A 26282-nucleotide genomic window follows, 5' to 3' on the forward strand; every position below is an offset into this window, starting at 1 on the left:
CGTTAAAAACGTTGCTTGACATACCATGTTGCATCGTCAAACATGGTATCAAAAGAGACATACAGCAATACACTATAAAAAATAACACCAGCACGTTTTTTAATAATAACCATAGTCACACCAGGGAAAATTTGTTCCGTTGCCGCTACTGAGACGATGCTCACATCGCTCGGACTGCACAAGCAAAACGGGGCTTGAGCCTTTAGCGCTAATCTGTTTTACCCACTTTTAAGCCGGGATCCGCAAGGGTCCCGGTTTTTTATTGCCCTGGCGCCGCGCCATCATACGGACTCCCCCCACCGCCGCAAATAAAAACGGAGCCGGCATGCCGGCTCCGTTGCTCTTTTGATCCCCGCAGAACGTCAGAAGCGCCAGGTAAAACCGGCGTTGACGCTGTTGTCCTGATGATGCTGCGACAGCAGCCCGCCGTAGCCCAGCGACAGCGTGGCGTTCTCGTTCACCGCCACTTCCGCCCCCGCCTTCAGCACCATCCCGTCGCGTGAGACCGGCACGCTGTCCACCACGAACGGCGCGTTGCCGCCGTTGAACCGCAGACCCGTGCCACGCTCCACTCCGCCGTACTGGTGTTGCCACCCCAGCTCGCTGCGCAGCGCCACCGTCGTGCCCGGGCTCACCTGCCATGCGGTGTCCGCGCGCAGGCCCAGCGTCGACACCGTCGCATCGGTATGCTGCTTGTCCCCGCGCAGCGCCGCCGCGCCACCGCTCTCCCCGATGCCGTTGTTCTCGAAGTTCACGTACGCCAGGTTCACGAACGGCTCCAGGTTCAGCCACTCCCCTTTCACGCTGTAGCCCGCTTCCGCGAACAGCTGCTCGGTGCGCGCGCTGTACTTCGCCGTGTCACGGTCCGACTGCATTCCGTAGTTCACCGACCGTTTGGTGTCGATGCGGTGCCAGGTGTAGCCTGCACCGCCGCGCAGCGCCAGCGCACCGAACTGCTTGTCGCCGTACGCCGCCAGGTGGTAGTTGTCGCTGTCCGCCTTTGCCCCGTACCCGCCGTGCAGCGAGGTGCGGGTGTAACCGGTCGCTACCCCCAGCCGCCCGTCGTCCGCAACCGCCGAGTCCAGCCCGACCAGCACCCCGTAGGTCGAGGCCTGGTAACCCGTGGCGTTGGCGTCGCCCGACGCGTGGTCCCACGCCCCCAGCAGCTGCGCCCAGGCGCCGCCCTCGTCCGCCTTGATGGCCGACGAACTCGCCAGCCCTTCCGCCTGACGCAGACGCCCGTTCAGCGCCTCACGCAGGTAGCGGCTGTCGTTCACCAGCGCCGACGCGATGTCCGCATGGATTTGCCCCGACAGCTGACGGAACGCCTGCCGTGCCTCGCCCGCCGTGCCGCTGTTGAGAATGCTCTCGTAGACCGGGTTGCCCGCCGCCAGCGCATCCGCCGCCGCCGCGACCGCCCGCTCGTTCGGCGTCTGCGCCACGCTGGCGAAGCTCGTGCCGTTGCGCCCGACGCTCAGCGTCACTCCGGTCGGCTGGTAGCTCAGCCCGGTGCCGAGGAACAGGTAGTTCGGTGCCACCGCATCAAACTGCCCGCTCACCCCCTGCTGCGCCGTCAGGATGTTGTACTGCTGGCCCAGCAGGCTGCGCACCTCGCTCTCCGTCAGCAGGTTGGAACTGTTCTCCAGCGTCACCGCCACCTCACCGCCGCCGATCGTCGCCGAGCCGCTGCTCTGGAGCCGATCGCTCTGGCCGTTCGGGCCCACTTCTACCGCGTAGCGCGACCCCGGCTCGAAGCTGACGTTGCCGGCCACGTTCAGGGTGCCGATCGAGTTGCCCGGCGCCACGGTGCCGCCACTTCGTGCGGTCAGTGAACCGACCGTGCCGCTGCCGCCGACGATACCGCCGTTCTGCACGCTGACATCCGAGGTGACCGAGCCGTTGATCGCCAGCCGCCCCTGATTGACCAGCGTCGGGCCGGCATAGGTGTTGGTGCCGGTCAGCTCCAGGGTGCCCGCGCCCTCTTTGGTCAGGCCGCCGTGGCCGGAGATGTCGTTAGTCCAGAAATCCAGGCCACAAAGCGTATCGCTGCAGACGCGCTCGGTCGGCTTGCCTTTGTCCAGCACCGCGCCGACGCCCGGCAAATCCACCACGAACTGGGTCGGGCCGTAAGCCACGCCCGTCGGATCCGGGATGCGGAATTCTGCGGGAATATCTTCGACGGTCACCAACATGCCCGGACCGTTGATGGCCTTGCCCAGGTTGATCATCCCCCAGCCGTAGAGCGCATCGATGCCAGGCGCTCCCATATCGGTGGCGGTGGTTTTCAGCACATCCGCCACCTGCGCGCCATTCAGATACGGGAAGCGTTCCATCAGCACCGCAACGCTGCCGGCCACATGCGGCGCCGCCATTGAGGTACCGCTGTATTTGGCGTAGTCGGTAGTCAGATTCTCTACGCTGGTACCTTCAATCACCGAGCTGTACACCCGGGTACCTGGCGCCGAGACGCATAAACTGGCGGTGTAGCCGCAGCGGGAAGAGAAGGTGCTGATGCTGTAGTCGCCGGTATTGGTCGGATCCTGCAGGCTGGCGACCGACAGCCAGTTCGGCGCGATATCCGGCACAAAATAGGCCAGGCCGGCCATGGCGTCCGGATTGTTCAGGTTGTAATCGTTACCGGCAGCAAAGATGGTGACCACGCCGCTGCGCGCCGCATCGATCGCGCCCTGATAGGCGCCACCGGGCTTGGTGCCGAGGATCTGTTTGATCTGATCGAACTGCTTTTGCGCATCGTCAACGGTGAAATGCGGATAAGCCGGGTTCTTACCGCCCTTGGCGAATTTATCGGTAATGCCGATGCCCCAGCTGTTGTTGATAATGCGCGCGCCGCTGGCCACCAGCGCATCCCAACCGGCCTGATACACCGCGCCGTCGTTGCCGAGCACAATGCCGTCTTCCGGGCCGGGGTCGCCGTTCTCCGCGCTGATGATCTGCGCGTTGAACGCCACGCCGTGCATGGCGCCGCCGTCGCGGCTGCCGGCGGCGATGCCGCCCACGTGGGTGCCGTGCGAACCGAGCGTGCCGTCGGAATCCACGCTCGGCGTGCCGTCATAGCGGAAATCATCGCCTTTTTTCACCGGAATATAGGGATCGGTGTATTCGCGAATGCCATGCGTAACCAGATTGATCACTTTATCGGGGCCGACGAACTCGGGGTGTTTGGCGTAGACTGGCTGATCGAAAATGCCGAGTTTGATGCCTTTTCCGGTATAACCGGCGGCGTAGGCCTGGTCGGCGTGGATCGCCCCCAGCCCCCATTCTGCATTGAACTCGCTGCTGCGCCAGCTGGCCGGATCGCCTGCCTTGCCGTTCTCTATATAGGTTGCGGCCTGCGCCCCGCCAATCGCCGTCAGGCAGATCAACATTGCGCTCCACTGCGCGCGATGAACCCCGATCTCAGGCCAGCCGAAGGCCGCCCGAGCGGATTTGACTCCTCTAAGTTTCTTCTCCATCCCAGATACCGTCCGTTGTTGTTTGCAAATGTTTTATAAGATTTTTTGTGTAACAGTTTGGTAACACCAAATAAATAAAGCACAACAATCTCAAGTGCGCTTAATGTGTCATTCGGTAGTCCAGGGGAAGGAGAGAACGTTTCAAGGGTGAATCAGGTGAGCAGCGATAAGAAAGGACAATGATATTGCACGGTGTCTAAGTGGCGTTCGAAAGCGAGAGGATTAAATTTAACAAATTGATAAATAAAGATATAAATCAGATAAAACCGAAGGGGGAGATCGCCTGAAAAGTGCTTAACAGGCGTCTTTTATCACTTTTAATTATAAATTTTGCCAATATTCACTCAGTGAATTATGCTGGTTTATCACTCGGCCATCGGCAAAAATTGGATTATCCTGCTGATGTTTTTTTGCTGTTCATCGCATCCTCTTCCGCCTGACGGAGGATAGCTTTAGCCATCCACTGCGTGACGTCCTGAATACCCTCCAGCTCCAGCCCCCAGATATCTTTCAGCACCAAGAACACCTCCGAACCGTAAATCAGCGAGAAAGCATAAATCACTCTCTGTAGAGAATCCGGCGGCAGTTTGCCCTGCAACGGTTCTACCGCCAGCTGCAGCAGCCGCTTACGGTTACCACGCACGAATTTTTCGCCCGGCGTCGCGTTCGCCCACTGCTGTAGAGAGAGCTGCAGCGCTGCGCGTAATGCGCCCTCATGTCGCTCCATCTGGGGATAGGCGAAGGCCAGCAACTGCTGAATGCGTTTCAGCGCATCGTTATCTTGCGGGCGCCAGGCCAGGATCGGCCCCAGGCTTTCCGTCACCACGGCGGTAATCAGCGCACTTTGAGTGGGGAAATAGCGGTAGGCAGTTGCACGTGAAACCTGCGCGTGCGCCGCCAGTTCGGTGATCGAAGGGAACGCCCCTTCGTCATACAGCGCCATCGCGCTCCCCAGCAGCAAACGATAGGTTTTAGCCCGGGCGGAAGTCAGTGAAAGATCGGACGGGGCGGGAAAAGCATTTATCGGCACTTAAACCTCATACATCTGAACATGCTTGCGCGACCGGAGATACGCCACGGCCGACCGGTTGGCGGTGAAACCTCGGCCGCGCTAAAAAGCTCAAAAATGAGACAGGAGTCCCATTTTTCATTGAGCTGCCCTTGCAAAAATGATACTACCGTCTCATTATATAAATACATTAATCAATTTAACTTAAAAGCCAACACCAGGGAACATCAAAAAACATAACATAATGTTTTTAATTAAAAATTAGAAATCCCTTCGGAAAAATGCATGAAAGATACTTCAAATTTTGTCTATATTGCTACCACAGCAGATACCAAAGGACAAGAGTTGGAGTATGTGCGGCGGCTGATTGCCAGCCTGAATTTGCCCACGCTAACCGTCGATCTCTCCACCCGTAGCTTGCCGTTTAACTCCCCGGCCGATATCGGCCCAGAAGAGGTTGCCCGTCACCATCCGGCGGGCGCAGGCGCGGTCTTCTGCGCCAACCGCGGCCAAGCGATCGCCGCCATGGCGATCGCTTTTGAACGCTTTATCCTGACGCGGCGCGATATCGCCGCCCTGCTTGGCCTGGGCGGTTCCGGCGGCACCGCCATCATTACGCCGGCCATGCAGCAGCTGCCGATTGGCATGCCGAAATTGATGGTCTCGAGCATGGCGGCGGGCGACGTTTCCGCCTATGTTGGCGCCAGCGACATCAACATGATGTATTCGGTCACCGATCTCGCCGGCCTCAACCGCATCTCACGGCGGGTACTGGGCAATGCGGCGCGTCAGATAGCCGGGGCGGTACGCTTCGCTGCCGCCGATCATCTCGAAGACAAACCCGCGATCGGCCTGACGATGTTTGGCGTTACCACTCCCTGCGTTCAGGCGCTGGTCGCCAACCTTGCACCGCAATGGGATTGCCTGACGTTTCACGCGACCGGCAGCGGCGGTAGAGCGCTGGAAAAACTGATCGATAGCCGCCAACTGCACGGCGCCATCGATTTAACCACCACCGAAGTGACCGACTACCTGTTTGGCGGTGTGCTGCCCTGTAATGCCGATCGTTTCGGCGCCATCGCGCGTACCGGCCTCCCGTGCGTGATCTCCTGCGGCGCTATCGACATGATCAACTTCGGCGCGCCGAATACGGTACCGGCTCACTACGCCAACCGTCTGCACCACCATCACAACCCGCAAGTCACGCTGGTGCGCACCAGCGTGCAGGAAAACGCGCTAACCGGGCGTTGGATAGGCGAAAAAATCAACGCCTGCACGGGCGAAGTGCGCTTTGTGATTCCGACGGGCGGCGTGTCGGCTCTGGATGCGCCCGGCCAACCGTTCTGGGATCCGGCGGCGCTGGCCGCCTTTACGCAAACGCTGGAGGAAACGGTGCACGCCACCGACAGGCGCCGATTGATAAAAACGCCTTATCATATTAATGACCCGCGTTTTGCGCAGGCCGTTGCTGAACAGTTCCGACAAATTGGCGGCGGGAAATGACGATCGCGCAATACAACATCGACCGACAATCATGCATGAAAAAGGCCAGACATTTCGTCTGGCCCTTATTATTCACTGCGAACGCATATTACTGACCGGAGGACATCTGCTCCTTCATTTTATTCATGTGGTCCATCATTTTTTGCTCGCGTTTCTGATAATTCTCATTGTATTGTTTTTTCTGCTCAGGAGTCAGCAGGTTATACATTTTATTTTCCGCTTTGGCGCGCTCCAGCATGCGTTCGGATTGCGCTTTATTGATCGTGTCAATTTGCGCTTTCGCCTTCGCTTCATCAAAGCTGTCGGAAGCGACCAGATTATGCAGCGCCTGGCGTTCCTCTTTCATGCCCGGCCCGCGTTTTTGGTGCGAATCTTTCATGATGTCGCGCATTTGCTGGCGCTGTTGCTCGGTCAGGTTCAGCCCGGCGAACGGGCCGCCTTTGCCTTCGCCCTTGTGATGCATCATTTTCATCGGTGCCGCATCCGCCGCCGGAGCGGTTGTCGTGTCGGCGGCGAACGCCGCGGAAGCAGAACCCAGGGCCAGCGTGGAAGCAATAAATAAAGCCGTCAATTTACGCATAATCATTTCCTTAAAAATTTTTCTTCATCAGGAGCGCTGTACGTTAACAGGCTCATTCGTCGTCGGAGATAATAATAGGCTGATAAAATTCAAGTAATGCGAGGGTGTGTAAACTTTTTAAAACCCGTCATGGGTTTATTCACCAATTATGAGAAAAGTATGAAGATGGCGTTTATTCGGCGGAAATTTTAATTTCCCGGCGCAAATCCCCTCGGCGGAGTTATTTTTCAGTCTCACCCTCAACGCTATAATTTACTCGCGTTCACGGCAACCTTGCATCAACCGTTTTTCGCTAGCGAGAAGAATCTGTACAAACTTCGCGCGGCCCGATGTTCTCCTCCTACACTTTAAGACAACAGGCCGTCAGGTGCCGCTTACGCCGCAAAACCAATCATTGCTTATATAATAGTTTCCATCACCCGCCCCGCCTGTGGAAACCTGTTATATGATGCACAGACGCGCACGGCGACCACTTTCGGGCCAACAGGCTGCCCGCCGGTTCTTCGTGCTGACCGGCCGCCCGTGCTCTTTTGAGGAATCATCATGTCCGCAGACCAAGGCCCTGAGCTTCTTAACGCCCACTTCGGCACCCAGAGCCCCCATTGGCGGCTGGCGTTTGACAGCAATGCTTTGGAGCTGTCCGCCGTTAAGGGCAAAGCCCACATCGCGGTGGCGCTCAGCGCGATGGAAGCGGCGAAAATTCGCCGCCTGACCGGCGTCACCGCCAGCCTTGAACTGACCATTACGCTCGCCGGTGAACCGCTGCATCTGCATCTGGTCGGGCGACGCGTCAACCATCTCGAATGGGCGGGCACCGCTTCGGCCTTCAGCGACACCCAATCCGTGGCGCGCGATCTGGTGCACGGCCTCTCCTTTGCCGAACAGGTGGTGTCCGAAGCCAACTCGGTGATCGTGATCGTCGATCAACACGGCCGTATCCAACGCTTCAACCGGCTGAGCGAGGAGTACACCGGGCTGCAAGAACACGAAGTGATCGGCAAAAACGTTTTCCAACTGTTCATGAGCCCGGAAGAAGCCGCCGCCTCACGGCGCAACATCGCCGGCTTCTTCCGCAACGGTTCGTCGTATGAAGTTGAACGCTGGGTAAAGACGGTCAAGGGTGAACGGCTGTTCCTGTTCCGCAACAAATTCGTGCACAGCGGCAGCGGCAAGAACGAAGTTTTTCTGATCTGCTCCGGTACCGACATTACCGAAGAACGCCGCGCGCAGGAGCGGCTGCGGGTGCTGGCCAACACCGATCTCATCACCGGCCTGCCGAACCGCAACGCCATCCAGGACAAGATCAATCATGCCATCGCCACGCGCGGCGAAGAGAGTTTCGGCCTGGTCTACCTCGATCTCGATAACTTCAAGAAGGTCAATGACGCCTACGGCCATATGTTCGGCGATCGGCTGCTGGTCGAAGTCGCGCTGGCGATCCTCGGCTGCCTCAGCCCCAATCAGGTGCTCGCCCGTCTGGGCGGTGACGAATTTCTGGTGCTGGCGCCGCAGACCGACCGCGAGCGCCTGCAAACGCTGGCGCAGCGCATCATCGATCGGCTGAAAACGCCGTTCCGTATCGGTCTGATTGAAGTGTATACCGGCTGTTCGATCGGCATCGCACTGTGCCCGGAGCACGGCAACGATCTCGACAGCCTGATCCGCAGCGCCGATACCGCCATGTACGTCGCCAAGGAGCACGGCAAACGCACCTATACCGTTTTCTCGCCGGAGATGAACAAACGCGTCGCCGAATACATGTGGCTCGATACCAACCTGCGCAAAGGGCTGGAGCAAAATCAGCTGGTGCTGTACTACCAGCCTAAAATCGACGCGCGCAGCGGTGAAGTGCACAGCGTGGAAGCGCTGGTGCGCTGGGATTCTCCGGAGCGCGGCCTCATCCCGCCGCTGCAGTTCATCTCCTACGCCGAGGAGTCCGGCCTGATCGGTCCGCTGGGCCAATGGGTGCTGCAGACCGCTGCCGGCCAGGCGGCGCAGTGGCAAGAGCAGGGGTTGAATCTGCGGGTGGCGGTCAATCTCTCCGCCCGGCAACTGGCCGATGACAGCATCGTCAACGACCTGCTCGGGGTGCTGCGCCATCATCGCATGGCCCCATGCCTGCTGGACTTCGAATTGACCGAGAGCAGCCTGATTGAAGACGAAAATCGCGCGCGCGTGCTGATCACCCGGCTGCGCGAACTGGGTGCGCAGGTGCATCTCGACGACTTTGGTACCGGTTATTCGTCGTTAGCGCAGCTGGCGCGTATTCCGCTGGACGCCATCAAGCTGGATAAAAGCTTCGTGCGCGGGGTGAATTTCAACCCGGTTTCGCAATCGCTGGTACGCGCAATCGTTGCGGCGGCGGAGGCGTTGGCCTTCAGAGTGATCGCCGAAGGCGTGGAAACCGAGAGCGAAAACCACTTCCTCGACGAGGTCGGCGTGGACGAAAAGCAGGGCTTTCTGTTCGCGCGGCCAATGCTCCCGGAACAGCTGGAGCATTGGCTGCAGTCTTATCGCCCGCCCTCACCTTCCGCATGAGGCGGGCGCGTTAAGGTTAGCCGGCACGACGCAGGTTCAGGGTGTGGCGATCCTGCAACATCACCAGCCGCTCGATGTAGGCACGGTCCTTTTCCTCAATGGTAAAGGCCGAGTGCACCCAATCTTCGGTAATGTCCATCAGCTCGGAGCGCGTCAGCTGCAACACGCGCTGCCGCGCCCGCAACATGGCGCGCATGCCGTTGAGCTTCGGCCGAATGGTATCGATAAAGGTGCGCGTCGCCATGTAGGCGTCGCCGGGCTGGAACAGCTGATCCACCAGCCCACGGCTTTCGAACCACTCTGCGGTGTGCGACTCGCCGCCCCAAATCAGCTCCTCGGCCAAGCGCATGCCCGCCTTGCGCGCCACCAGCGAGTAACCGCCCATGCCGGGAAACAGGTTGAACGCGATCTCCGGAAACCCCATGCGCGCATTGTTCTGCGCCAACACGAAATGGTGCGCCAGCGCCGCTTCAAACCCGCCGCCCAGCGCGCTGCCTTCGACCATGGCAATGCTGACCGCGCCGGTGTCGAAACCGCGCGCCGCCGCATGCACGCAGTCAATGCAGGCACGCGCATAGGCCATCATCGCCTCGCGTTTGCGGTTTTTGATCGCGTCGGCGAAGAATTGCAGATCGCCGCCGACGTTGAACATGTTCGGCACCAGCGAGCCGGTGACCCAGAAATCGAACCGCAGCGAAGACTCTTTTGCCGCCTGCGCCAGCGTCATGATGTCCTCGATCAGCGCCTGATTGAAACAGGGGCGCGGCGCAGCGCGCAGCAGCATCCACATGATGTGTCGCCCCTCTTCATAGTAGGCGGAAAGCTGCGTCAGGTTGCCCGCTTCGGTAAACGGACGACAGGTGGGATGATTAAGTAATTTCATAAGACCTTCCAGTTTTTCTGTTGATGACGGATGAGACCGTTTCAGCCCCTACGGCTGCAGCGGAGCGGCGGTCGGCAAAGCGCGACGCCACACCATGAGTAAACGCTTTCTCACCGACGAAACAGATAAAAATTGGAGGTAGGGAAGTGAAAAAAACCGAGGCACCACGGGGTTTTCATAGGAATTTTACCTATCGGACTCTCCCCGGCATTTCATGCCGGGCGCTAACGCGTTAAGCTCGGAAAATGACCGTCCGCCTGCCCGGCGCGCAAACCGCCGCGGAGCTTTGGCTATAATCACTGCTGAAACATGCCATTTAACGTTAAGGAAATCGTGAAGTAATGCCTACAGGACCAGACCAGGAACACCGCCAACCCGCACAAGACACGCCGCCGAAGCCGCTTATCGCCATCAAGACCGGCCATGAGACTCTCGACCGCCGCATCGGTGGTTTTTCACGTCTGATTGAACGCATCAAAGCCTGGCCGAGCGTGGCGCACCTGCTGCGCGCCGCCGAACGCTTTAACGATCGGCTCGGCAGCCAATTCGGCGCCGCCATCACCTATTTTTCATTCCTCTCGCTGATCCCGATCCTGATGGTGTCGTTCGCCGCCGCCGGTTTCGTGCTGGCCTCCAACCCGGATCTGCTGGCCAGGCTGATCAACAGGATCGTCGGCAGCATCAGCGATCCGACGCTGGCCACCACGCTGAAGAACACCGTTAACACCGCCATTCAGCAGCGCACCACCGTGGGGTTGACCGGCCTGGCGCTGGCGCTCTATTCCGGCATCAGTTGGATGGGCAACCTGCGCGAAGCGATCCGCGCGCAGTCGCGCGACGTCTGGGAACGCAATCCGCAGGATCAGGAGAAAATCTACTTCAAATATACCCGCGACTTCATCTCGCTGACCGGCCTGGTGGTCGCGCTGATCATTACGCTGTCGTTGACCTCGGTCGCCGGATCGGCGCAGGCGGCGATCGTCAACGCGCTGGGGCTGGACGGCATCGAATGGCTGCGGCCGGCGCTGACGCTGATCGCGCTGTCGATCTCGATCTTCGCCAACTATCTGCTGTTCCTGTGGATTTTCTGGATGCTGCCGCGCCACAAACCGAAGAAAAAAGCGCTGCTGCGCGGCACCTTGCTCGCCGCCATCGGTTTTGAGGTGATCAAATTCGTGATGACGATGACGCTGCCGCAGGTGGCGAAGTCACCTTCGGGGGCGGCCTTCGGCTCGGTGATCGGGCTGATGGCGTTCTTCTACTTCTTCGCCCGCTTGACGCTGTTTTGCGCCGCCTGGATCGCCACCGCCGACTACAAAGGCGACAAAGCCTTGCCGGAACGCGAGCCTCCGGCGCGCTGAAGCCATGCATCGTGCCGGTGTTTTCGCACACACCGGCACTTTCCTCTGGTTATCAGGCAAAAGACCAGTCAATTTCTCTGAATCTTGCGGCGCGCCATCCAGAAAACCAGCATAACAAACTACCCAGTCACTTTTCTTTCCCCTTTTTGTAGCTATTCCCTCTGCGTGGAATCCATTTCTCAACGTTTAACGCTGCAGAAAAGATGATGGATAAAACATTAGTCTTTTTAACCGGTTAGTGACGGCACTGGCCAAAGTTCCGCCGTTGAAAAGGCCGAATGCTGTCACTAAGATGGATTTTTACCCCTCCTAACGATAAGAAAAATTATGCAAGCCACCATCGCACCCCCACTCGACGCCGGCGACGCACCCACACCGGTAAACTCCCGCGGAAAAGTCATCGTCGCCTCGCTGGTCGGCACCGCCATCGAGTTCTTCGATTTCTACATCTACGCCACCGCCGCGGTGATCGTGTTCCCGCATATCTTCTTCCCACAGGGCGATCCGACCACCGCGACGCTGCAGTCGCTGGCCACCTTCGCCGTCGCCTTTGTCGCGCGCCCTATCGGCTCTGCGCTGTTCGGCCACTTCGGCGATCGCGTGGGGCGCAAGGTGACGCTGGTCGCCTCGCTGCTGACCATGGGGATTTCCACCGTGCTCATCGGCCTGCTGCCGAGCTATGAAACCATCGGCATCTTCGCTCCTATCCTGCTGGCGCTGGCGCGCTTTGGCCAGGGCCTGGGGCTGGGCGGCGAATGGGGCGGCGCCGCCTTGCTGGCGACGGAGAATGCGCCGGCCAAAAAACGCGCGCTGTATGGCTCCTTCCCCCAACTGGGGGCGCCGATCGGCTTCTTCTTCGCCAACGGCACCTTCCTGTTGCTCTCCTGGTTGCTGAGCGACCAGCAGTTTATGGAATGGGGCTGGCGCGTGCCGTTTATCCTTTCCGCCGCGCTGGTGCTGATCGGCCTGTACGTTCGGGTGTCGCTGCATGAGACGCCGGTATTCGCCAAAGCGGCCAAGGCCGGCAAACAGGTGAAAGTGCCGCTCGGCACGCTGCTGAGCAAGCATCTGAAAGCCACCATCCTCGGCACCTTCATCATGCTGGCGACCTACACGCTGTTTTATCTGATGACGGTATATTCGATGACCTACGGCACCGCGCCGCAGCCACTGGGCCTCGGCTACTCCCGCAACAGCTTCCTGTGGATGCTGATGGTGGCGGTGATCGGTTTCGGCGTGATGGTGCCGATCGCCGGCCTGCTGGCGGACGCGTTCGGCCGCCGCAAGACCATGATCGCCATTACCCTGTTGATGATCGGCTTCGCGTTCCTGTTCCCGAGCCTGCTGGGCTCCGGCAACCAAACACTGGTGATGGGCTTCCTGCTGTGCGGCCTGAGCATCATGGGGCTGACTTTTGGCCCGATGGGTGCGCTGCTGCCGGAGCTGTTCCCGACCGAAGTGCGCTATACCGGCGCCTCGTTCTCCTACAACGTCGCGTCGATCCTCGGGGCGTCCGTGGCGCCGTATATCGCCACCTGGCTGGCAGCCCACTACGGGCTGTTCTACGTCGGCATGTACCTGGCGGCGATGGCCGGGCTGACGCTGCTGGCCCTGCTGCTGATGAAAGAAACCCGCCACCAGTCGCTGTGATCCCCTGCGGCCCCCTCACTACGGGGGGCCGCACGCGTTGTGCGTTTCCTGTCATAAAATCGGGCTATGCTGGTCGTTTCTCTCGGTAACAGGATCGGCCGATGTCTCTGCGTCGTGGGGTATTTGTCTGCGTTGCGCTGCTGGCGGCGCTCGCCATCGCACTCTATTACGGGTTGAAGCCCGACCATCCCGATGCGCTGTGGCGCATCGTCAGCCAGCAATGCCTGCCCAATCAGCAGGCGCATGACAACCCGGCGCCCTGCGCGCAGGTGGATGCACAGGCCGGTTTCGTGGTGTTTAAAGACCGCAACGGGCCGCTGCAATATCTGCTGATGCCCAGCGCCAAAATCACCGGTATCGAAAGCCCGGCGGTGCTGGACGCCGCCACGCCGAATTTCTTCGCCCAGGCCTGGCGCGCGCGCCACGTGATGGCGGAACGTTATGGCAAGCCGATCGACGACGGCGATATTTCGCTGGCGATTAACTCGGAATATGGCCGCACGCAAAACCAGCTGCACATTCATATCTCCTGCCTGCTGCCGACGGTAAAACAGCGGCTGGCGCAGATCGGCCCCGATTTCATCAATCAGTGGCAACCGCTGCCCGGCGGTCTGTTGGGGCATGACTATCTGGGGCGGCGGGTGACCCCCGCCGAACTGGAACAACAGGGCGCCTTCCGTCTGTTGGCTGCCGGCCTGCCGCGCGCCGACGGGCGCATGGGCAGCTTCGGCCTGGCGATGACCACGCTACCGGACGGCGATTTCCTGCTGCTGGCGACCGAGCGCAGCCTGCTGCCGTTCACCCTGGCCTCGGCGGAAGAGCTCCAGGATCACGACTGCCGGCTGCTTACGCCGCCGCCACGCGCCTGACTATTTTTTGCCTTTCATCTCCCGCAGGATCTGCCCGCACTGGTTCTCCTCGCCGCCTTCACTGGGCGAGACCAGCGCCAGCAGCGCCGCCGCCGGCGTCAGCACCGCCCCCAAGGCCACCGCCGCCGCACCGCGAGCAATCAGCGGCCCGGCTTTGACCCCGGCGTCCGGGTGCTTGAAGGTGCCTTTCACGTAAAGCGGCGAGCGCAGGGTCAGCACGCGCATGCCCTTGCTTTCCGGATCGATGGACAAATCCAGCCGTTCGGTGGCGAAATTGGTGTTGCCGGTGATGTTGATCACCGCATTCTCGGTGTCGAACACGAACAGACGCGGCGCGGCGACGCCGCTGCGGATGCCGACGTCTGCCGCCGCGCAGTTGATGCCCACCACGTCGTCACCGAACAGCTGCGCCACCAGATAGTTGCCGACGTTCAGGCCGAGGATCTCCATCAGGCTGCGGCTGATCACCCCGTTATTGATCAACAGGCGCAGATCGCCGTTGCTGGTCGCCAGCAGTTCAGCCACCGAATTGCCGCTGCCCGCCAGCCTGGCGTCGCCGTTCATCTGCCCGAGGCTGCGCTTCATCGCTTCCACGTTCGGCAACAGCTGTTTGAGCTGAAGTTTGCGCGCATGCATATCCACCTGGCCGCGCATCGGCTTTTTACTGCCGTCGAGGCGCACGATGGCGTTCATACTGCCGCCCGCCATGCCGAAGCGCAGCGGATCCAGACGCAGTTCGCCGTTGTTCAACTTCAGATGCGTAGCCAGATCGCTCAGCGGCAAATCGCTGCCGCGCTCGATGCGCGCGGCGGCGAATTTCACGTCCGCATCCATCTTGCGCCAGCTTTGCGTATCGAACTGTTCAACCGGCAGCACCTTGTCCGCCGGCTGGCGGCTCTTCTCGCCGCGCCCGGCTTTGGCGGCGTTGGAGTCCGCGCCGATCAGCGGCGCCAAATCCGCCAATCTCAGCTGCCGGGAGTTCACCGCTCCGCTCAGCGTCGGCCGCGGTTTGCCGGCAACGTATTTCAAATCGCCGTGAATATCGCTGTCGCCGATTTTGCCATCGAATTTCTGATACTCGAACACGGCGCCGCCCGGCTGATGCAGACGGGCGCTCAGATGGCCATCGGTCGCATACGGCGGCGTATTCGGCAGCAACACGCCGGTCAGGCCATACAGGTTGCCCAGGCTTTCGCCGGAAAATTTCAGCTGCACGTCCAGGCCGCCGAGGTTCAGCGGATCGGACAAGGTGCCCGCCACCACCACCCGGGTGCTGCCGGAGCGCACATCGGCCTGCAGCGGGAACGGCAAGTTGGCGCTCTGCAACGACAGCATGCCGCCTATCTTGCCGCTGCCGCTCAACGGCTCGCCGTTATATTTGCCTTTCACCTGCCAGCCGAAAACGTAATCCGGTGTCACGGCCTTGCCGCCGTCCTGTTTGCCGGTCACTTCACTGAACGGCAGCGGTTTGCCGAGCGGATCGATAACGGCGCGGAAATCCGCCTTCAGGATGGCGTCTTTAAAGGCGATCTGCCCCTTGTCGAACACGATGTCGTGAACGGTGAACGACCAGTCGGAAGGCGGTTGCTGCGGATCCTGACCGGCGGCCAGGTCAAACGTCCAGTTATTGTCGCCGTTGGCCAGGCGTTGCAACGAGGCATTCGGCTGCTTGAGCCAGATGCGCGGGATCAGCAGTTCTTTCCCCAGCAACGCCAGCGGTGCAATGCTGGCGTCGACGCGCTGCAGCGTCACCATGCTGTCGCCGGGCATGTTTTTCGGATTACCCAGCCACACATCTTCGGCATGGATATGCGGCCAGGGCACCCAGGCGCGCCAGCCGCCCTCATCCGGATTGCGCGACCAGTCGACGCCCAGATCGCCCCGGATGGCGAATGGCCGCCGCAGTTCGGCCGACACTTTGTCGTTGATGGTGGGCTTGAGTCGATTCCAGTCGAAGGTGGCGATGAAGATCGCCAGTGCGGCGATCGCCAGCAGCACAATGCCGCCCAGCCAGCTGAAAACCTTTCCTGTTCTTGTCATAGCGGCTCCCTCAGCGCATAAAACGGGCTGCCGAATGAAAGGAAAAGGTATTAGCAGCCCCGTTTAAGCCTAGCTGAGGATAGGCCGGAGTTCACGCCGACGCGCCGGGCGCGGCGAACAGCGTCGGTACGCTGTGCAGGGTTTCAAAACACGCCGGGCGAGAGAGGTAGTAGCCCTGCGCGGCCAGCGCGCCGGAACGCTGCACCAGCCGCCACTCCTGTTCGGTTTCCACGCCTTCGACGATCACCCCATCGCTGTGCTGGTTCATCATCTTGATCAGGGTGCCGAGCAGTTGCACGCCCTCTTCCGACTGCTTGAGCAAGGTGAACAGCTCGCGCGCCACCTTGATGTATTGATAACGCCAGGCGCCAACGGCGGAGAAGTTGGCCAGCCCGCTGCCGAAATCGTCCAACCACAGCCGTTCACCGCCGACGATCTGCTGCAGCGGGCGGTTTGATGCCGTTTCTGCGTGCTCCACCAACTCGAAACGCAGATAGGGCATCTCGGCGATCTGCCGTTGCAACGCGCTATGGCGCTGCAACGCTTGCAGCGCGATGCCGTCGATATTGACCGACACCATCACCGCGTGGCGAATGAACAACGCCTGCCAACGCTGCAGCAACGCCAACTGTTCCTGGATCACCCGCAAACGCTGAGCGACGTCGAGCGAGGCAAAATAGTGCTCCGGGGATTGCCGTTTGTCCGGCTCATTCGGGTGATACACCGCCGTCAACAGTTCCACCGCCAGCAGCGCGCCGCTGGTGCGATAAATCGGCTGGAAGGTATACAAGCGCCGGCATTGCCGCCAGTAGCGCCGCGATTTAGCGCAGGCATAGAGGGCAAAACAGGGCGCCAGCAGACCAGAGATCAGGTTGGTTATCATCGGTACTATCGCCGTGGCGGGGAAATGAGAGCGCTGCCGCTGTTTCTTTACCCAGCTTATCGGCAGCACGGCGTAAAACTTTAAGCACGAATTGCCGTGCACTTCTCCCTCGCCCTGCCGGCGCTAGCCGATCGCGATCATAAAAAATTAAAACACTGTTTTAATTTATTGACTCCCTCACCGCCTTGCGTGGAGACTGACGGCTGTTGCTTCTTGTTTAGCCAGGGCTTATTGACGATGACTATCCGAAATCTCGCCGTGATCGGCGAATGCATGATCGAGCTGTCGCAACAGGGCGCGCAGCTGACGCGCGGCTTTGGCGGCGATACCCTCAACACCGCCGTCTACCTCGCCCGCCAAATGCCGGAAAAGGCATTGCGGGTGCATTACGTCACCGCACTCGGCACCGACAGTTTCAGCCGCGAGATGCTGAAGGCCTGGCGGCAAGAGAAGGTCGAGACCGGGCTGGTTCAGCAGTTGGAAAACAAACTGCCGGGCCTGTATATGATCGAAACCGACGCCGCCGGCGAACGCACCTTTTACTACTGGCGCAACGACGCCGCCGCCCGGTATTGGCTTGCGGGACCGCAGGCCGACGAGCTGTGCGCCCGGCTGGCGCAGTTCGATTACCTGTACCTCAGCGGCATTAGCCTGGCGATCCTCGCTCCCGCCGATCGTACCAAGCTGCTGGCGCTGCTGCGCCGCTGCCGCGCCAACGGCGGCAAGGTTATCTTTGACAACAACTACCGTCCGCGCCTGTGGCCAAGCCGTGAGGAAACGCAGCAGGCCTATCGCGAGGTGCTGGCCTGTACCGACATCGCTTTTCTGACGCTGGATGATGAAGAGTTGCTGTGGGGAGGGCAGCCGATCGAACGGGTGGTCGCACGCACGCAGGCGCTCGGCGTCGGCGAGATCGTGATCAAACGCGGTGCAGACGCGTGCCTGGTGTTCAGTGCAGAGGGGGAGCGGCTTGAGGTGCCGGCGATCGCGCTGCCGCCGGAGCGCGTAGTGGATACCACTGCGGCGGGCGACTCTTTCAGCGCCGGTTACCTGGCGCTACGCCTGAACGGCGGCAGCGCCCAACAGGCGGCGCAGCGCGGCCATCTGCTCGCCGCTGCGGTGATCCAACACCGTGGCGCCATCATTCCCGCAGCGACCATGCCAGCATGACCAATAAGGCGGCGGCGAGATTATCTCGCCGCCCTCGCACGTGATCCCAGAAGCATTGATAAGAGAATGAGTGAAAGAATTTCCCTGGCGTTGGCTTATTTTCGCCCATAGCTGTTAAGCTCGGGTCTTGGCATTGCCGCCTTTTTGAATTTATTAGCCGAGTATAAATTTCAATCCGCCGCACTGACTAGCTGGACTTTGGTGCAGGTCGGGCTGAACCGCCGAACGACAGGGAGGTTACCGATGGCCGTCGCATTCGCCAACGCCGTCGCCGCAAGACTGCATCTTGACGGCCAACTGCACGCCTTCAGCAGATTCAAATACGCTTATTTGACCTTCAACAAACACCATCCCGATCGCCATCTGCTGGTTTCGAGCTACCCGCAAGAATGGCTGAATATCTACAGCGCCAATCGCTATCAGCACATCGATCCCGTCGTCCGCGCCGCCCATGGCCGCTGCGCGCCCTTCATGTGGCATGACACCCCTCTCACCACCGAGGATCGGCATTACCGGAAGATCTTCAATCAGGCGCGGGAATACGACATCGTGCACGGTTGCAGCTTTGTTTTGCACGATCACGACAACAATCTGGCGATCTTGTCGATCAGCGCGACGGCGGCCGATGACGCCGAACTGCGACAGTTGATGGCAGACGAGCGGGCCAACCTGCAGATGGTCTTGGTCGATACCCACCAGCATGCGCTGGCGTTGGCCAGTGCCGAAACAAGCCGGACGGATCGGCTCTCGCCGCGCGAAGGAGAAATTCTCTATTGGGCCAGCCAGGGCAAAACCTACCATGAGATCGCGTTGATCCTGGGGATCAAAACCGGCACGGTGAAATTTCACATCGGCAATGTGGTGCGTAAGCTGGGGGTGACGAACGCCAAACACGCGATCCGGCGCGGTCTCGAGCAGCAGCTGATCGCGCCGCCGGAGGCATAAAAAAAGCCGGCATCTCAGCCGGCTTTTTGTGCTTCATCTTGCGGACAATCAGCCCGCAACGGCGATGCGTTTCATGTCGGTCATGTAACCGCGCAGTTTGCGGCCGACGGTTTCGATTGGGTGGCTGCGCACCGCTTCGTTCACGTCACGCAGCTGCGCATTGTCTACCGCCGTGCCCGCCGCGGCTTTACCCAAATCACCCGCCTGCAGGGTGGTCATAAAGTCCTTCAGCAGCGGCACCGCCGCGTTGGCGAACAGGTAGTTGCCGTACTCCGCGGTATCGGAGATGACCACGTTCATTTCATACAGACGTTTACGTGCAATGGTGTTGGCGATCAACGGCAGCTCATGCAGCGACTCGTAGTAAGCCGACTCTTCGATGATGCCCGCATCGACCATGGTTTCAAATGCCAGCTCAACGCCCGCTTTCACCATCGCCACCATCAGCACGCCGTGATCGAAGTACTCTTGCTCGCTGATCTTGCCTTCAAACTGCGGCGCATTCTCGAACGCGGTTTTACCGGTCTCTTCGCGCCAGGTCAGCAGTTTCACGTCGTCTTCCGCCCAGTCGGCCATCATGCCGCTGGAGAACGCGCCGGAAATGATGTCGTCCATGTGCTTCTGGAACAGCGGCGCCATGATGGTTTTCAGCTGTTCGGACAGCGCATAAGCGCGCAACTTGGCCGGGTTGGACAGGCGATCCATCATCAGCGTGATGCCGCCCTGCTTCAGCGCTTCGGTGATGGTTTCCCAGCCGAACTGAATCAGTTTCTCGGCGTAAGCCGGATCGGTACCTTCCGCCACCAGCTTGTCGAAGCACAGCAGCGAACCCGCCTGCAGCATGCCGCACAGAATGGTTTGTTCACCCATCAGGTCGGATTTCACTTCGGCAACGAAGGAAGACTCCAGCACGCCGGCGCGGTGGCCGCCGGTCGCCGCCGCCCAGGCCTTGGCGATCGCCATGCCTTCACCTTTCGGATCGTTTTCCGGGTGAACCGCAATCAGGGTCGGCACGCCGAAACCGCGTTTGTACTCTTCACGCACTTCGGTGCCCGGGCATTTCGGCGCGACCATCACTACGGTGATGTCTTTGCGCACCTGCTCACCCACTTCAACGATGTTGAAACCATGGGAGTAACCCAGCGCCGCGCCGTCTTTCATCAGCGGCTGCACCGCGCGCACCACGGAAGTGTGCTGCTTGTCCGGCGTCAGGTTGACCACCAGATCCGCCTGCGGGATCAGGTCTTCGTAGGTGCCGACCTTAAAGCCGTTTTCGGTCGCCTTGCGCCATGAAGCGCGTTTCTCGTCGATCGCTTCTTTGCGCAGGGCATAGGCGACATCCAGGCCGGAGTCGCGCATGTTCAGCCCCTGGTTCAGGCCCTGGGCGCCACAGCCGACAATCACCACTTTTTTACCTTTCAGGTAGCCGGCTTCGTCAGCAAATTCGTCGCGCGCCATAAAGCGGCATTTACCCAATTGCGCCAACTGCTGACGCAGGTTCAATGTGTTGAAATAGTTAGCCATGGTGGTACTCCGGTTTGATGTTGTCTTGCATTGTTATTTTCATTCCCCGCCCTGTCTGTGCGGAGATTCGTTAAACTCAATGTATAACAGGAAATGCGTTGCTTAAATTGATATATTGAGAACGTGATATTGCAATTTATGCAACACTCCAACTGCGAGCGTATCGATATGGATTTACGTGATTTAAAGCTGTTCCTGCATCTGGCCGAAAGCCATCACTTCGGGCGCACCGCCAAGGCGATGCACGTCAGCCCGTCGACGCTCTCCCGCCAGATCCAGCGGCTGGAAGAGATCCTCGGGCAGCCGCTGTTCCTGCGCGACAACCGCACCGTGCAGCTCACCGACGCCGGCGAACAGCTAAAAGAATTCGCCCAGCAAACGCTGCTGCAATATCAGCAGCTGAAGCACTCGCTCGGCCAGCACGGCCCGTCGCTGAGTGGCGAACTGCGGCTATTCTGCTCGGTGACCGCAGCGTACAGCCACCTGCCGCCGATCCTCGACCGCTTCCGCGCGCAGCACCCGCTGGTGGAGATCAAGCTGACCACCGGCGACGCCGCCGACGCGGTCGACAAGGTGCAGTCCAACGAGGCCGATCTCGGCATCGCCGGCCGGCCGGAAACGCTGCCCGCCAGCGTGGCGTTCACCAAAATCGGCGAAATTCCACTGGTGCTGATCGCGCCGGCGCTGCCCTGCGCGGTGCGCAGCCAGGCGTTCGCCGACAAGCCAGACTGGGCCGAGATCCCTTTCATCCTGCCGGAACACGGCCCTTCGCGAAAACGCATCGAGCTGTGGTTCCGCCGCCACCGCATCAGCAATCCGCTGATTTACGCCACCGTCGGCGGCCACGAAGCGATCGTGTCGATGGTGGCCCTGGGCTGCGGCATCGCGCTGATCCCGAGCGTGGTGGTGGACAACAGCCCGGAGCCGGTGCGCAACCGCATCTCGCAGTTGGATAACATCTCGATGGTCGAACCCTTCGAGCTGGGGGTTTGCGTCCAGAAAAAACGCCTGAGCGATCCGCTGATCGACGCCTTTTGGCGTCTGCTGCATCCCCGCTGACGCGAGGTTTACAGATCCGCCGGATCGATCTGCTTCATCGTCTCTACCTGCATCAGCCAGTGGTAGAGCGGCTCAAGCTGCAAAAATGCCCCGGCCAGCAGCGGCACCAGATCGGCGCTGAACAGCTTTTCCACTTCGCTGTCGGTCACCATCACCGCGAACGATTTGCGGTTGTACCAGGTGGCGATCTCTGCCGCCTGCTCCTTCACCAGCGGGCGCTTGTAGCTCTCTCCCACCAGCTCGAACGGCGGCCGGCAGCAGGCGGCTACCTCAAGGAAAGGCTGCGGCCGCTGCCTCAGCGTATGGCGGAACAGATCCATGGTCGGCTTGTTGGCGCTGTAGTAGCCGAGCCCATAGCGCAGCATGTCCGGCCCCAGTTCGAAAAAGTACACCGGCGCGTCTTTCCAGTCTTTGCTCGGGCGCTTGAACGTCAGCCACATGCGGCTGCGGTAGCGCGACTTGTCGTGAGAAAAGCGCGTATCGCGATGAATGCGCGACAGCGTTTTGCCGATCGCCGGGCGAGTCTCGAACTGCGGATCGATCGCCAACATGCCGGGAGCCAACTGCTCCACCAGCGCGCGGAACGGCGCCAGCAGCTCGCGATCGTAGATGTCGCGGTTACCGTCGAACCACGCCTTATCGTTTTCGATCCGCACCTGCTGCAGGAAATTCAAGCCCTGCTGGCTGAAGCCGGAGAAAGGTTGCGTCATAAGTTTTTCCGTTCTGACGGTTTATCGGGTGTTGCGCAGATCTTCCCTCTGCCAACGGCGTTTGATAAACACGCGCCGACGCGTGCGAAAATAAGCGACGTAGAGGTAGAACGCCGCCCGGTTGCTGGACAGCGCGCCGCCAACCGCGCCCCCCAGCAGCAAGGCACCGGTGGCGATGCCGGTCATCCCTGCGGCCCACGCCGCCGCGGCGCCGAGGCAACACAGGCCGAGCATGCCAAGGTAATATTGCAACAATACCACCCCGCTGTTTTTCCCCTGCACCAGCTGGAACAGGATCAGCGTCATCCACACCGCCACGATCGCGCCGCTGCCCATCAACACGGCGGCGGAGGTCTTGCCGCTCCAGGCGGCCGCCACATCCGTGGCCAGACCCATCACGCCCGCCAGCCCCAGCGTCAGGCATACCATCAGCAACATGACATTGCCGACGCCCGGCGGCGATAGCCGCTGGCCCGGCGTCAGGAAATGCTGTTCCAGCTGCGTATCTACGCCGGCGAACAGCGCACTATCACGCGCCGCGATTTGTTTTTCCATCTCCCGGCCATCTATCGCTAAGCGGGACAACCGGCCGGATAAACACACCGGACTCACCCCTGCAAAAAGAAGCGGAACGCCGGGTTGTCGGTTTCGTCGTGGCAATCGTAGCCCAGCGCCTGCAGGTGCCGCTCGAATTCCGGCTCGGATTGCGCCAGTTCGAAGGCCGCCAACACCCGGCCGAAGTCGGTGCCGTGGCTGCGGTAATGGAACAGCGAAATGTTCCAGTGCGCGCCCAGCGTCTGCAGGAACTTCAGCAGCGCGCCCGGCGACTCCGGAAACTCAAAGCTGTACAGCCGCTCGCGCAGCGGCTTCGACGGACGCCCGCCCACCATGTAGCGCACGTGCAGCTTGGCCATCTCGTCGTCCGACAGATCCACCACCTGATAACCGCCGGCGTTGAGCTCGTCGATGATCTCCCGCCGCTCGGCGTGGCCGCGCGTCAGACGCACGCCGACAAAGATGCAGGCGTTGTCGGCATCGGCGTAACGGTAGTTGAACTCGGTCACCGAGCGGCCACCCAGCAGCTGGCAAAACTTGAGGAAGCTGCCCTGCTGTTCCGGAATGGTCACCGCCAGCAGCGCTTCGCGTTGTTCGCCCAGTTCGCAACGTTCGGAAACGTAACGCAGGCCGTGGAAGTTGAGGTTGGCGCCGGACAGCACATGCGCCAGACGCTCGCCCTGAATGTTGTGCTGCTGGACGTACTTTTTCAGCCCCGCCAGCGCCAGCGCGCCGGAAGGTTCGGCAATCGCACGCACGTCCTCGAACAGATCTTTGACCGCCGCGCAGATGGCGTCGCTGTCCACGGTGATCACGTCGTCCAGATATTCACGGCACAGGCGGAAGGTTTCTTCGCCGATGCGCTTCACCGCCACGCCTTCGGCGAACAGCCCGACGCGCGCCAGATCCACCGGATGGCCGGCATCCAACGCCGCGCGCAGGCAGGCGGAGTCTTCCGCCTCGACGCCAATCACCTTGATCTGCGGCATCAGTTGCTTGATCAGCACCGCCACCCCGGCGGCCAGGCCGCCGCCGCCGACCGGCACGAAGACCCGATCCAGATGCGCGTCTTGCTGCAGCAGCTCCATCGCCAGCGTGCCCTGCCCGGCGATCACCGTCGGGTGATCGAACGGCGGCACGAAGGTCATGCCCTGTTGTTGGGAAAGCTCGATCGCCTTCGCTTTAGCCTCATCGAAATTGGCGCCGTGCAGCAGCACTTCGCCGCCGAAGCCGCGCACCGCATCCACCTTGATATCTGCGGTGGACACTGGCATTACGATCAGCGTTTTGATCCCCAGCCGTTTACCGGAGAAGGCAACGCCCTGCGCGTGGTTGCCGGCCGAAGCCGTCACGACGCCGCGCGCCTTCTGCTCTTCGTCCAGCCCGGCGATCATCGCATAGGCCCCGCGCAGCTTGAAGCTGTGCACCGGTTGGCGATCTTCGCGCTTCACCAAAATGGTGTTGCCGAGGCGCGAAGAGATTTTGCTCATGGCCTGCAACGGGGTGACCTGCGCCACCTCGTAGACCGGCGAGCGCAGCACCGCTCGCAGATATTCCGCGCCGCACGGGGCGCTGGGTAGGGGTTGAGAGACCGCCATGCGTTTATCCCCCCAGTTTGCTCTTGTCGCGCACAGCGCCTTTGTCGGCGCTGGTGGCCAACGAGGCGTAGGCGCGCAGCGCGAAGGACACCTGACGCTCACGGTTTTTTGGCGTCCAGGCCGCGTCGCCGCGCGCCAGTTCCGCCTCACGCCGCGCCGCCAGCTCCTGCTCGCTGACATCCAGCTGGATACCGCGATGAGGAATGTCGATCGCGATCATGTCGCCGTCCTGCACCAGGGCGATCAGGCCGCCGTTAGCTGCTTCCGGCGAGGCGTGGCCGATGGACAGCCCGGAGGTGCCGCCGGAGAAACGCCCGTCGGTGATCAGCGCGCACGCCTTGCCCAGCCCCATCGATTTCAGGTAGGTGGTTGGGTACAGCATTTCCTGCATGCCCGGCCCGCCTTTCGGCCCTTCGTAGCGGATCACCACCACGTCGCCCGCCACCACTTTACCGCCGAGGATCGCTTCTACCGCATCATCCTGGCTTTCGTACACCTTGGCCGGGCCGCGGAAGGTGAGGATTTCTTTGTCTACACCGGCGGTTTTGACGATACAGCCGTTTTCCGCCAGGTTGCCGTACAGCACCGCCAACCCACCGTCCTGACTGTAGGCGTGTTCACGGGTGCGGATGCAGCCTTCCTTGCGGTCGGTGTCCAGCGAATCCCAGCGGCAGTCCTGAGAGAATGCCTGCGTGGTGCGGATGCCGGCCGGCCCGGCGGAGTACATTTTCTTGACGCTTTCGTCGCGGGTCAGCATCACGTCGTAGGCTTCCAGCGTCTGCGGCAGGGTCAGCCCCAACACGTTGTTCACCTCACGGTTCAGCAAACCGGCGCGATCCAGCTCGCCGAGGATGCCGATCACCCCACCGGCGCGGTGCACGTCTTCCATGTGGTATTTCTGCGTGCTCGGCGCCACCTTGCACAGGTGCGGCACTTTGCGCGACAGGCGATCGATGTCCTCCATGGTGAAGTCCACCTCGCCTTCTTGCGCCGAAGCCAGCAGGTGCAGCACGGTGTTGGTCGAACCGCCCATGGCGATATCCAGCGTCATGGCGTTTTCAAACGCCGCCTTGTTGGCGATATTGCGCGGCAACGCGCTGGCGTCGTCCTGCTCGTAATAACGTTTGGTCAGCTCGACGATGCGTTTGCCGGCGTTGAGGAACAATTCCTTGCGATCGGCATGGGTGGCCAGCAGCGAGCCGTTGCCCGGCTGCGACAGGCCCAGTGCTTCGGTCAGGCAGTTCATCGAGTTGGCGGTGAACATGCCGGAGCAGGAACCACAGGTCGGGCAGGCGGAACGTTCTATCTGCTCGCTGTCGGCGTCGCTGACGTTCGGGTTGGCCCCCTGGATCATGGCGTCCACCAGATCCAGTTTGATGATCTGGTTGGAGAGTTTGGTCTTGCCGGCCTCCATCGGGCCGCCAGAGACGAAGATCACCGGAATGTTCAGGCGCAACGCCGCCATCAGCATGCCCGGGGTGATTTTGTCGCAGTTGGAGATGCACACCATCGCGTCGGCGCAGTGGGCGTTCACCATGTATTCAACCGAATCGGCGATCAGCTCGCGCGACGGCAGGGAATAGAGCATGCCGCCGTGGCCCATGGCGATGCCGTCATCCACCGCGATGGTGTTGAACTCTTTGGCCACGCCGCCGGAGGCTTCGATCTGTTCAGCAACCAGCTTGCCCAGATCGCGCAGATGCACGTGGCCCGGGACGAACTGGGTGAAGGAGTTGACCACGGCGATGATCGGCTTGCCGAAATCGGCGTCGGTCATCCCGGTCGCGCGCCACAAGGCGCGGGCACCCGCCATATTGCGGCCGTGGGTGGTGGTGGCGGAACGGTACTTAGGCATGCTCTTTTCACTCCAAATGTATTTATGACAGGCGGCGAACGAACCGCCTGGATATTCTTATCTTGTCTGTCTTGTCG

19 protein-coding genes are annotated in these 26282 nt (G+C 60.7%); 8 read left to right on the forward strand and 11 right to left on the reverse strand.

The window, feature by feature from the left end; all coding sequences use genetic code 11:
• Window positions 1-362: 362 nt before the first annotated feature.
• Entirely contained in the window at window positions 363-3386 is a 3024-nt protein-coding gene (locus ATE40_RS19955; protein WP_069168310.1) for an autotransporter serine protease, read from the reverse strand.
• 478 nt (window positions 3387-3864) lie between these two features.
• Window positions 3865-4416, reverse strand: a complete 552-nt coding sequence (locus ATE40_RS19960; RefSeq protein WP_019455250.1) for a TetR/AcrR family transcriptional regulator — start codon at window positions 4414-4416, stop codon at window positions 3865-3867.
• Between the two features lie 351 nt (window positions 4417-4767).
• Here ATE40_RS19960 and ATE40_RS19965 point away from each other — a divergent pair, with 351 nt between their 5' ends.
• The gene (locus ATE40_RS19965) at window positions 4768-5985 is read left to right on the forward strand and encodes a Tm-1-like ATP-binding domain-containing protein (protein WP_063918347.1); all 1218 of its coding nucleotides are present in this window, start codon (window positions 4768-4770) and stop codon (window positions 5983-5985) included.
• Between the two features lie 88 nt (window positions 5986-6073).
• Here the strand turns inward: ATE40_RS19965 and spy are convergent, their stop codons facing one another.
• Entirely contained in the window at window positions 6074-6565 is a 492-nt protein-coding gene (spy, locus tag ATE40_RS19970; RefSeq protein WP_019455252.1) for an ATP-independent periplasmic protein-refolding chaperone Spy, read from the reverse strand.
• A 543-nt stretch (window positions 6566-7108) separates the two neighbouring features.
• Here spy and pdeR point away from each other — a divergent pair.
• Complete coding sequence (gene pdeR, locus ATE40_RS19975; RefSeq protein ID WP_063918346.1) at window positions 7109-9103, forward strand: cyclic di-GMP phosphodiesterase; 1995 nt, start codon at window positions 7109-7111, stop codon at window positions 9101-9103.
• A gap of 16 nt (window positions 9104-9119) precedes the next feature.
• Here pdeR and ATE40_RS19980 read toward each other — a convergent pair whose 3' ends face one another.
• A complete protein-coding gene (locus ATE40_RS19980; RefSeq protein WP_063918345.1) occupies window positions 9120-9986 on the reverse strand; it encodes a crotonase/enoyl-CoA hydratase family protein in 867 nt (288 codons plus the stop codon).
• Between the two features lie 341 nt (window positions 9987-10327).
• Here ATE40_RS19980 and yhjD point away from each other — a divergent pair, with 341 nt between their 5' ends.
• The 3 genes from yhjD (at window position 10328) to ATE40_RS19995 (ending at window position 13866) form a co-directional block, all read left to right on the forward strand.
• Entirely contained in the window at window positions 10328-11347 is a 1020-nt protein-coding gene (yhjD, locus tag ATE40_RS19985) for an inner membrane protein YhjD (protein ID WP_063918344.1), read from the forward strand.
• Window positions 11348-11674: 327 nt separating this feature from the next.
• Window positions 11675-12997, forward strand: coding sequence for an MFS transporter (locus ATE40_RS19990; protein ID WP_063918343.1), 1323 nt, complete (start codon window positions 11675-11677; stop codon window positions 12995-12997).
• Between the two features lie 101 nt (window positions 12998-13098).
• Window positions 13099-13866, forward strand: coding sequence for a CDP-diacylglycerol diphosphatase (locus ATE40_RS19995; protein ID WP_063918342.1), 768 nt, complete (start codon window positions 13099-13101; stop codon window positions 13864-13866).
• Here the strand turns inward: ATE40_RS19995 and ATE40_RS20000 are convergent, their stop codons facing one another.
• Together ATE40_RS20000 and pdeH are read right to left on the reverse strand one after the other, a co-directional pair.
• Window positions 13867-15906, reverse strand: coding sequence for an AsmA family protein (locus ATE40_RS20000; RefSeq protein ID WP_063918341.1), 2040 nt, complete (start codon window positions 15904-15906; stop codon window positions 13867-13869).
• Between the two features lie 91 nt (window positions 15907-15997).
• On the reverse strand, window positions 15998-16789 hold the full coding sequence (gene pdeH / locus ATE40_RS20005; RefSeq protein ID WP_019455259.1) for a cyclic-guanylate-specific phosphodiesterase: 792 nt from the start codon (window positions 16787-16789) through the stop codon (window positions 15998-16000).
• Between the two features lie 237 nt (window positions 16790-17026).
• Between pdeH and kdgK the strand changes: the two genes are divergently transcribed.
• Both kdgK and ATE40_RS20015 read left to right on the forward strand, forming a co-directional pair.
• Entirely contained in the window at window positions 17027-17959 is a 933-nt protein-coding gene (gene kdgK, locus ATE40_RS20010) for a 2-dehydro-3-deoxygluconokinase (RefSeq protein WP_063918340.1), read from the forward strand.
• Between the two features lie 243 nt (window positions 17960-18202).
• Window positions 18203-18904 carry a LuxR family transcriptional regulator gene (locus ATE40_RS20015; RefSeq protein ID WP_063918339.1) on the forward strand — a complete coding sequence of 234 codons (702 nt, stop codon included), beginning with the start codon at window positions 18203-18205 and terminating at the stop codon, window positions 18902-18904.
• A 48-nt stretch (window positions 18905-18952) separates the two neighbouring features.
• Here ATE40_RS20015 and ilvC read toward each other — a convergent pair whose 3' ends face one another.
• Window positions 18953-20428 carry a ketol-acid reductoisomerase gene (gene ilvC, locus ATE40_RS20020; RefSeq protein WP_019455262.1) on the reverse strand — a complete coding sequence of 492 codons (1476 nt, stop codon included), beginning with the start codon at window positions 20426-20428 and terminating at the stop codon, window positions 18953-18955.
• 168 nt (window positions 20429-20596) lie between these two features.
• Between ilvC and ilvY the strand changes: the two genes are divergently transcribed.
• Complete coding sequence (ilvY, locus tag ATE40_RS20025) at window positions 20597-21487, forward strand: HTH-type transcriptional activator IlvY (protein WP_004929971.1); 891 nt, start codon at window positions 20597-20599, stop codon at window positions 21485-21487.
• A gap of 8 nt (window positions 21488-21495) precedes the next feature.
• Here ilvY and ATE40_RS20030 read toward each other — a convergent pair whose 3' ends face one another.
• Genes ATE40_RS20030 through ilvD form a run of 4 tightly spaced genes read right to left on the reverse strand, consistent with a single transcriptional unit; the run spans window position 21496 to window position 26205 of the window.
• The gene (locus tag ATE40_RS20030) at window positions 21496-22197 is read right to left on the reverse strand and encodes a DUF2461 domain-containing protein (protein ID WP_038874696.1); all 702 of its coding nucleotides are present in this window, start codon (window positions 22195-22197) and stop codon (window positions 21496-21498) included.
• Between the two features lie 21 nt (window positions 22198-22218).
• The gene (locus ATE40_RS20035) at window positions 22219-22752 is read right to left on the reverse strand and encodes an immunity protein Sip4 (protein ID WP_063918338.1); all 534 of its coding nucleotides are present in this window, start codon (window positions 22750-22752) and stop codon (window positions 22219-22221) included.
• 53 nt (window positions 22753-22805) lie between these two features.
• Window positions 22806-24350, reverse strand: a complete 1545-nt coding sequence (ilvA, locus tag ATE40_RS20040) for a threonine ammonia-lyase, biosynthetic (RefSeq protein ID WP_025159878.1) — start codon at window positions 24348-24350, stop codon at window positions 22806-22808.
• Window positions 24351-24354: 4 nt separating this feature from the next.
• Complete coding sequence (ilvD, locus tag ATE40_RS20045; RefSeq protein ID WP_019455267.1) at window positions 24355-26205, reverse strand: dihydroxy-acid dehydratase; 1851 nt, start codon at window positions 26203-26205, stop codon at window positions 24355-24357.
• Window positions 26206-26282 lie beyond the last annotated feature (77 nt).

Origin of the sequence: Serratia surfactantfaciens (genome assembly GCF_001642805.2) — a bacterium.
GTDB lineage: Bacteria > Pseudomonadota > Gammaproteobacteria > Enterobacterales > Enterobacteriaceae > Serratia > Serratia surfactantfaciens.

What these genes read in the sequence shown, in the direction of transcription:
- ATE40_RS19955 (WP_069168310.1), bottom strand. Translation starts at nt 3,386, where the DNA reads ATGTTGATCTGCCTGACGGCGATTGGCGGGGCGCAGGCCGCAACCTAT.
- ATE40_RS19960 (WP_019455250.1), bottom strand. Translation starts at nt 4,416, where the DNA reads ATGGCGCTGTATGACGAAGGGGCGTTCCCTTCGATCACCGAACTGGCG.
- ATE40_RS19965 (WP_063918347.1), top strand. Translation starts at nt 4,768, where the DNA reads ATGAAAGATACTTCAAATTTTGTCTATATTGCTACCACAGCAGATACC.
- spy (WP_019455252.1), bottom strand. Translation starts at nt 6,565, where the DNA reads ATGCGTAAATTGACGGCTTTATTTATTGCTTCCACGCTGGCCCTGGGT.
- pdeR (WP_063918346.1), top strand. Translation starts at nt 7,109, where the DNA reads ATGTCCGCAGACCAAGGCCCTGAGCTTCTTAACGCCCACTTCGGCACC.
- ATE40_RS19980 (WP_063918345.1), bottom strand. Translation starts at nt 9,986, where the DNA reads ATGAAATTACTTAATCATCCCACCTGTCGTCCGTTTACCGAAGCGGGC.
- yhjD (WP_063918344.1), top strand. Translation starts at nt 10,328, where the DNA reads ATGCCTACAGGACCAGACCAGGAACACCGCCAACCCGCACAAGACACG.
- ATE40_RS19990 (WP_063918343.1), top strand. Translation starts at nt 11,675, where the DNA reads ATGCAAGCCACCATCGCACCCCCACTCGACGCCGGCGACGCACCCACA.
- ATE40_RS19995 (WP_063918342.1), top strand. Translation starts at nt 13,099, where the DNA reads ATGTCTCTGCGTCGTGGGGTATTTGTCTGCGTTGCGCTGCTGGCGGCG.
- ATE40_RS20000 (WP_063918341.1), bottom strand. Translation starts at nt 15,906, where the DNA reads ATGACAAGAACAGGAAAGGTTTTCAGCTGGCTGGGCGGCATTGTGCTG.
- pdeH (WP_019455259.1), bottom strand. Translation starts at nt 16,789, where the DNA reads ATGATAACCAACCTGATCTCTGGTCTGCTGGCGCCCTGTTTTGCCCTC.
- kdgK (WP_063918340.1), top strand. Translation starts at nt 17,027, where the DNA reads ATGACTATCCGAAATCTCGCCGTGATCGGCGAATGCATGATCGAGCTG.
- ATE40_RS20015 (WP_063918339.1), top strand. Translation starts at nt 18,203, where the DNA reads ATGGCCGTCGCATTCGCCAACGCCGTCGCCGCAAGACTGCATCTTGAC.
- ilvC (WP_019455262.1), bottom strand. Translation starts at nt 20,428, where the DNA reads ATGGCTAACTATTTCAACACATTGAACCTGCGTCAGCAGTTGGCGCAA.
- ilvY (WP_004929971.1), top strand. Translation starts at nt 20,597, where the DNA reads ATGGATTTACGTGATTTAAAGCTGTTCCTGCATCTGGCCGAAAGCCAT.
- ATE40_RS20030 (WP_038874696.1), bottom strand. Translation starts at nt 22,197, where the DNA reads ATGACGCAACCTTTCTCCGGCTTCAGCCAGCAGGGCTTGAATTTCCTG.
- ATE40_RS20035 (WP_063918338.1), bottom strand. Translation starts at nt 22,752, where the DNA reads ATGGAAAAACAAATCGCGGCGCGTGATAGTGCGCTGTTCGCCGGCGTA.
- ilvA (WP_025159878.1), bottom strand. Translation starts at nt 24,350, where the DNA reads ATGGCGGTCTCTCAACCCCTACCCAGCGCCCCGTGCGGCGCGGAATAT.
- ilvD (WP_019455267.1), bottom strand. Translation starts at nt 26,205, where the DNA reads ATGCCTAAGTACCGTTCCGCCACCACCACCCACGGCCGCAATATGGCG.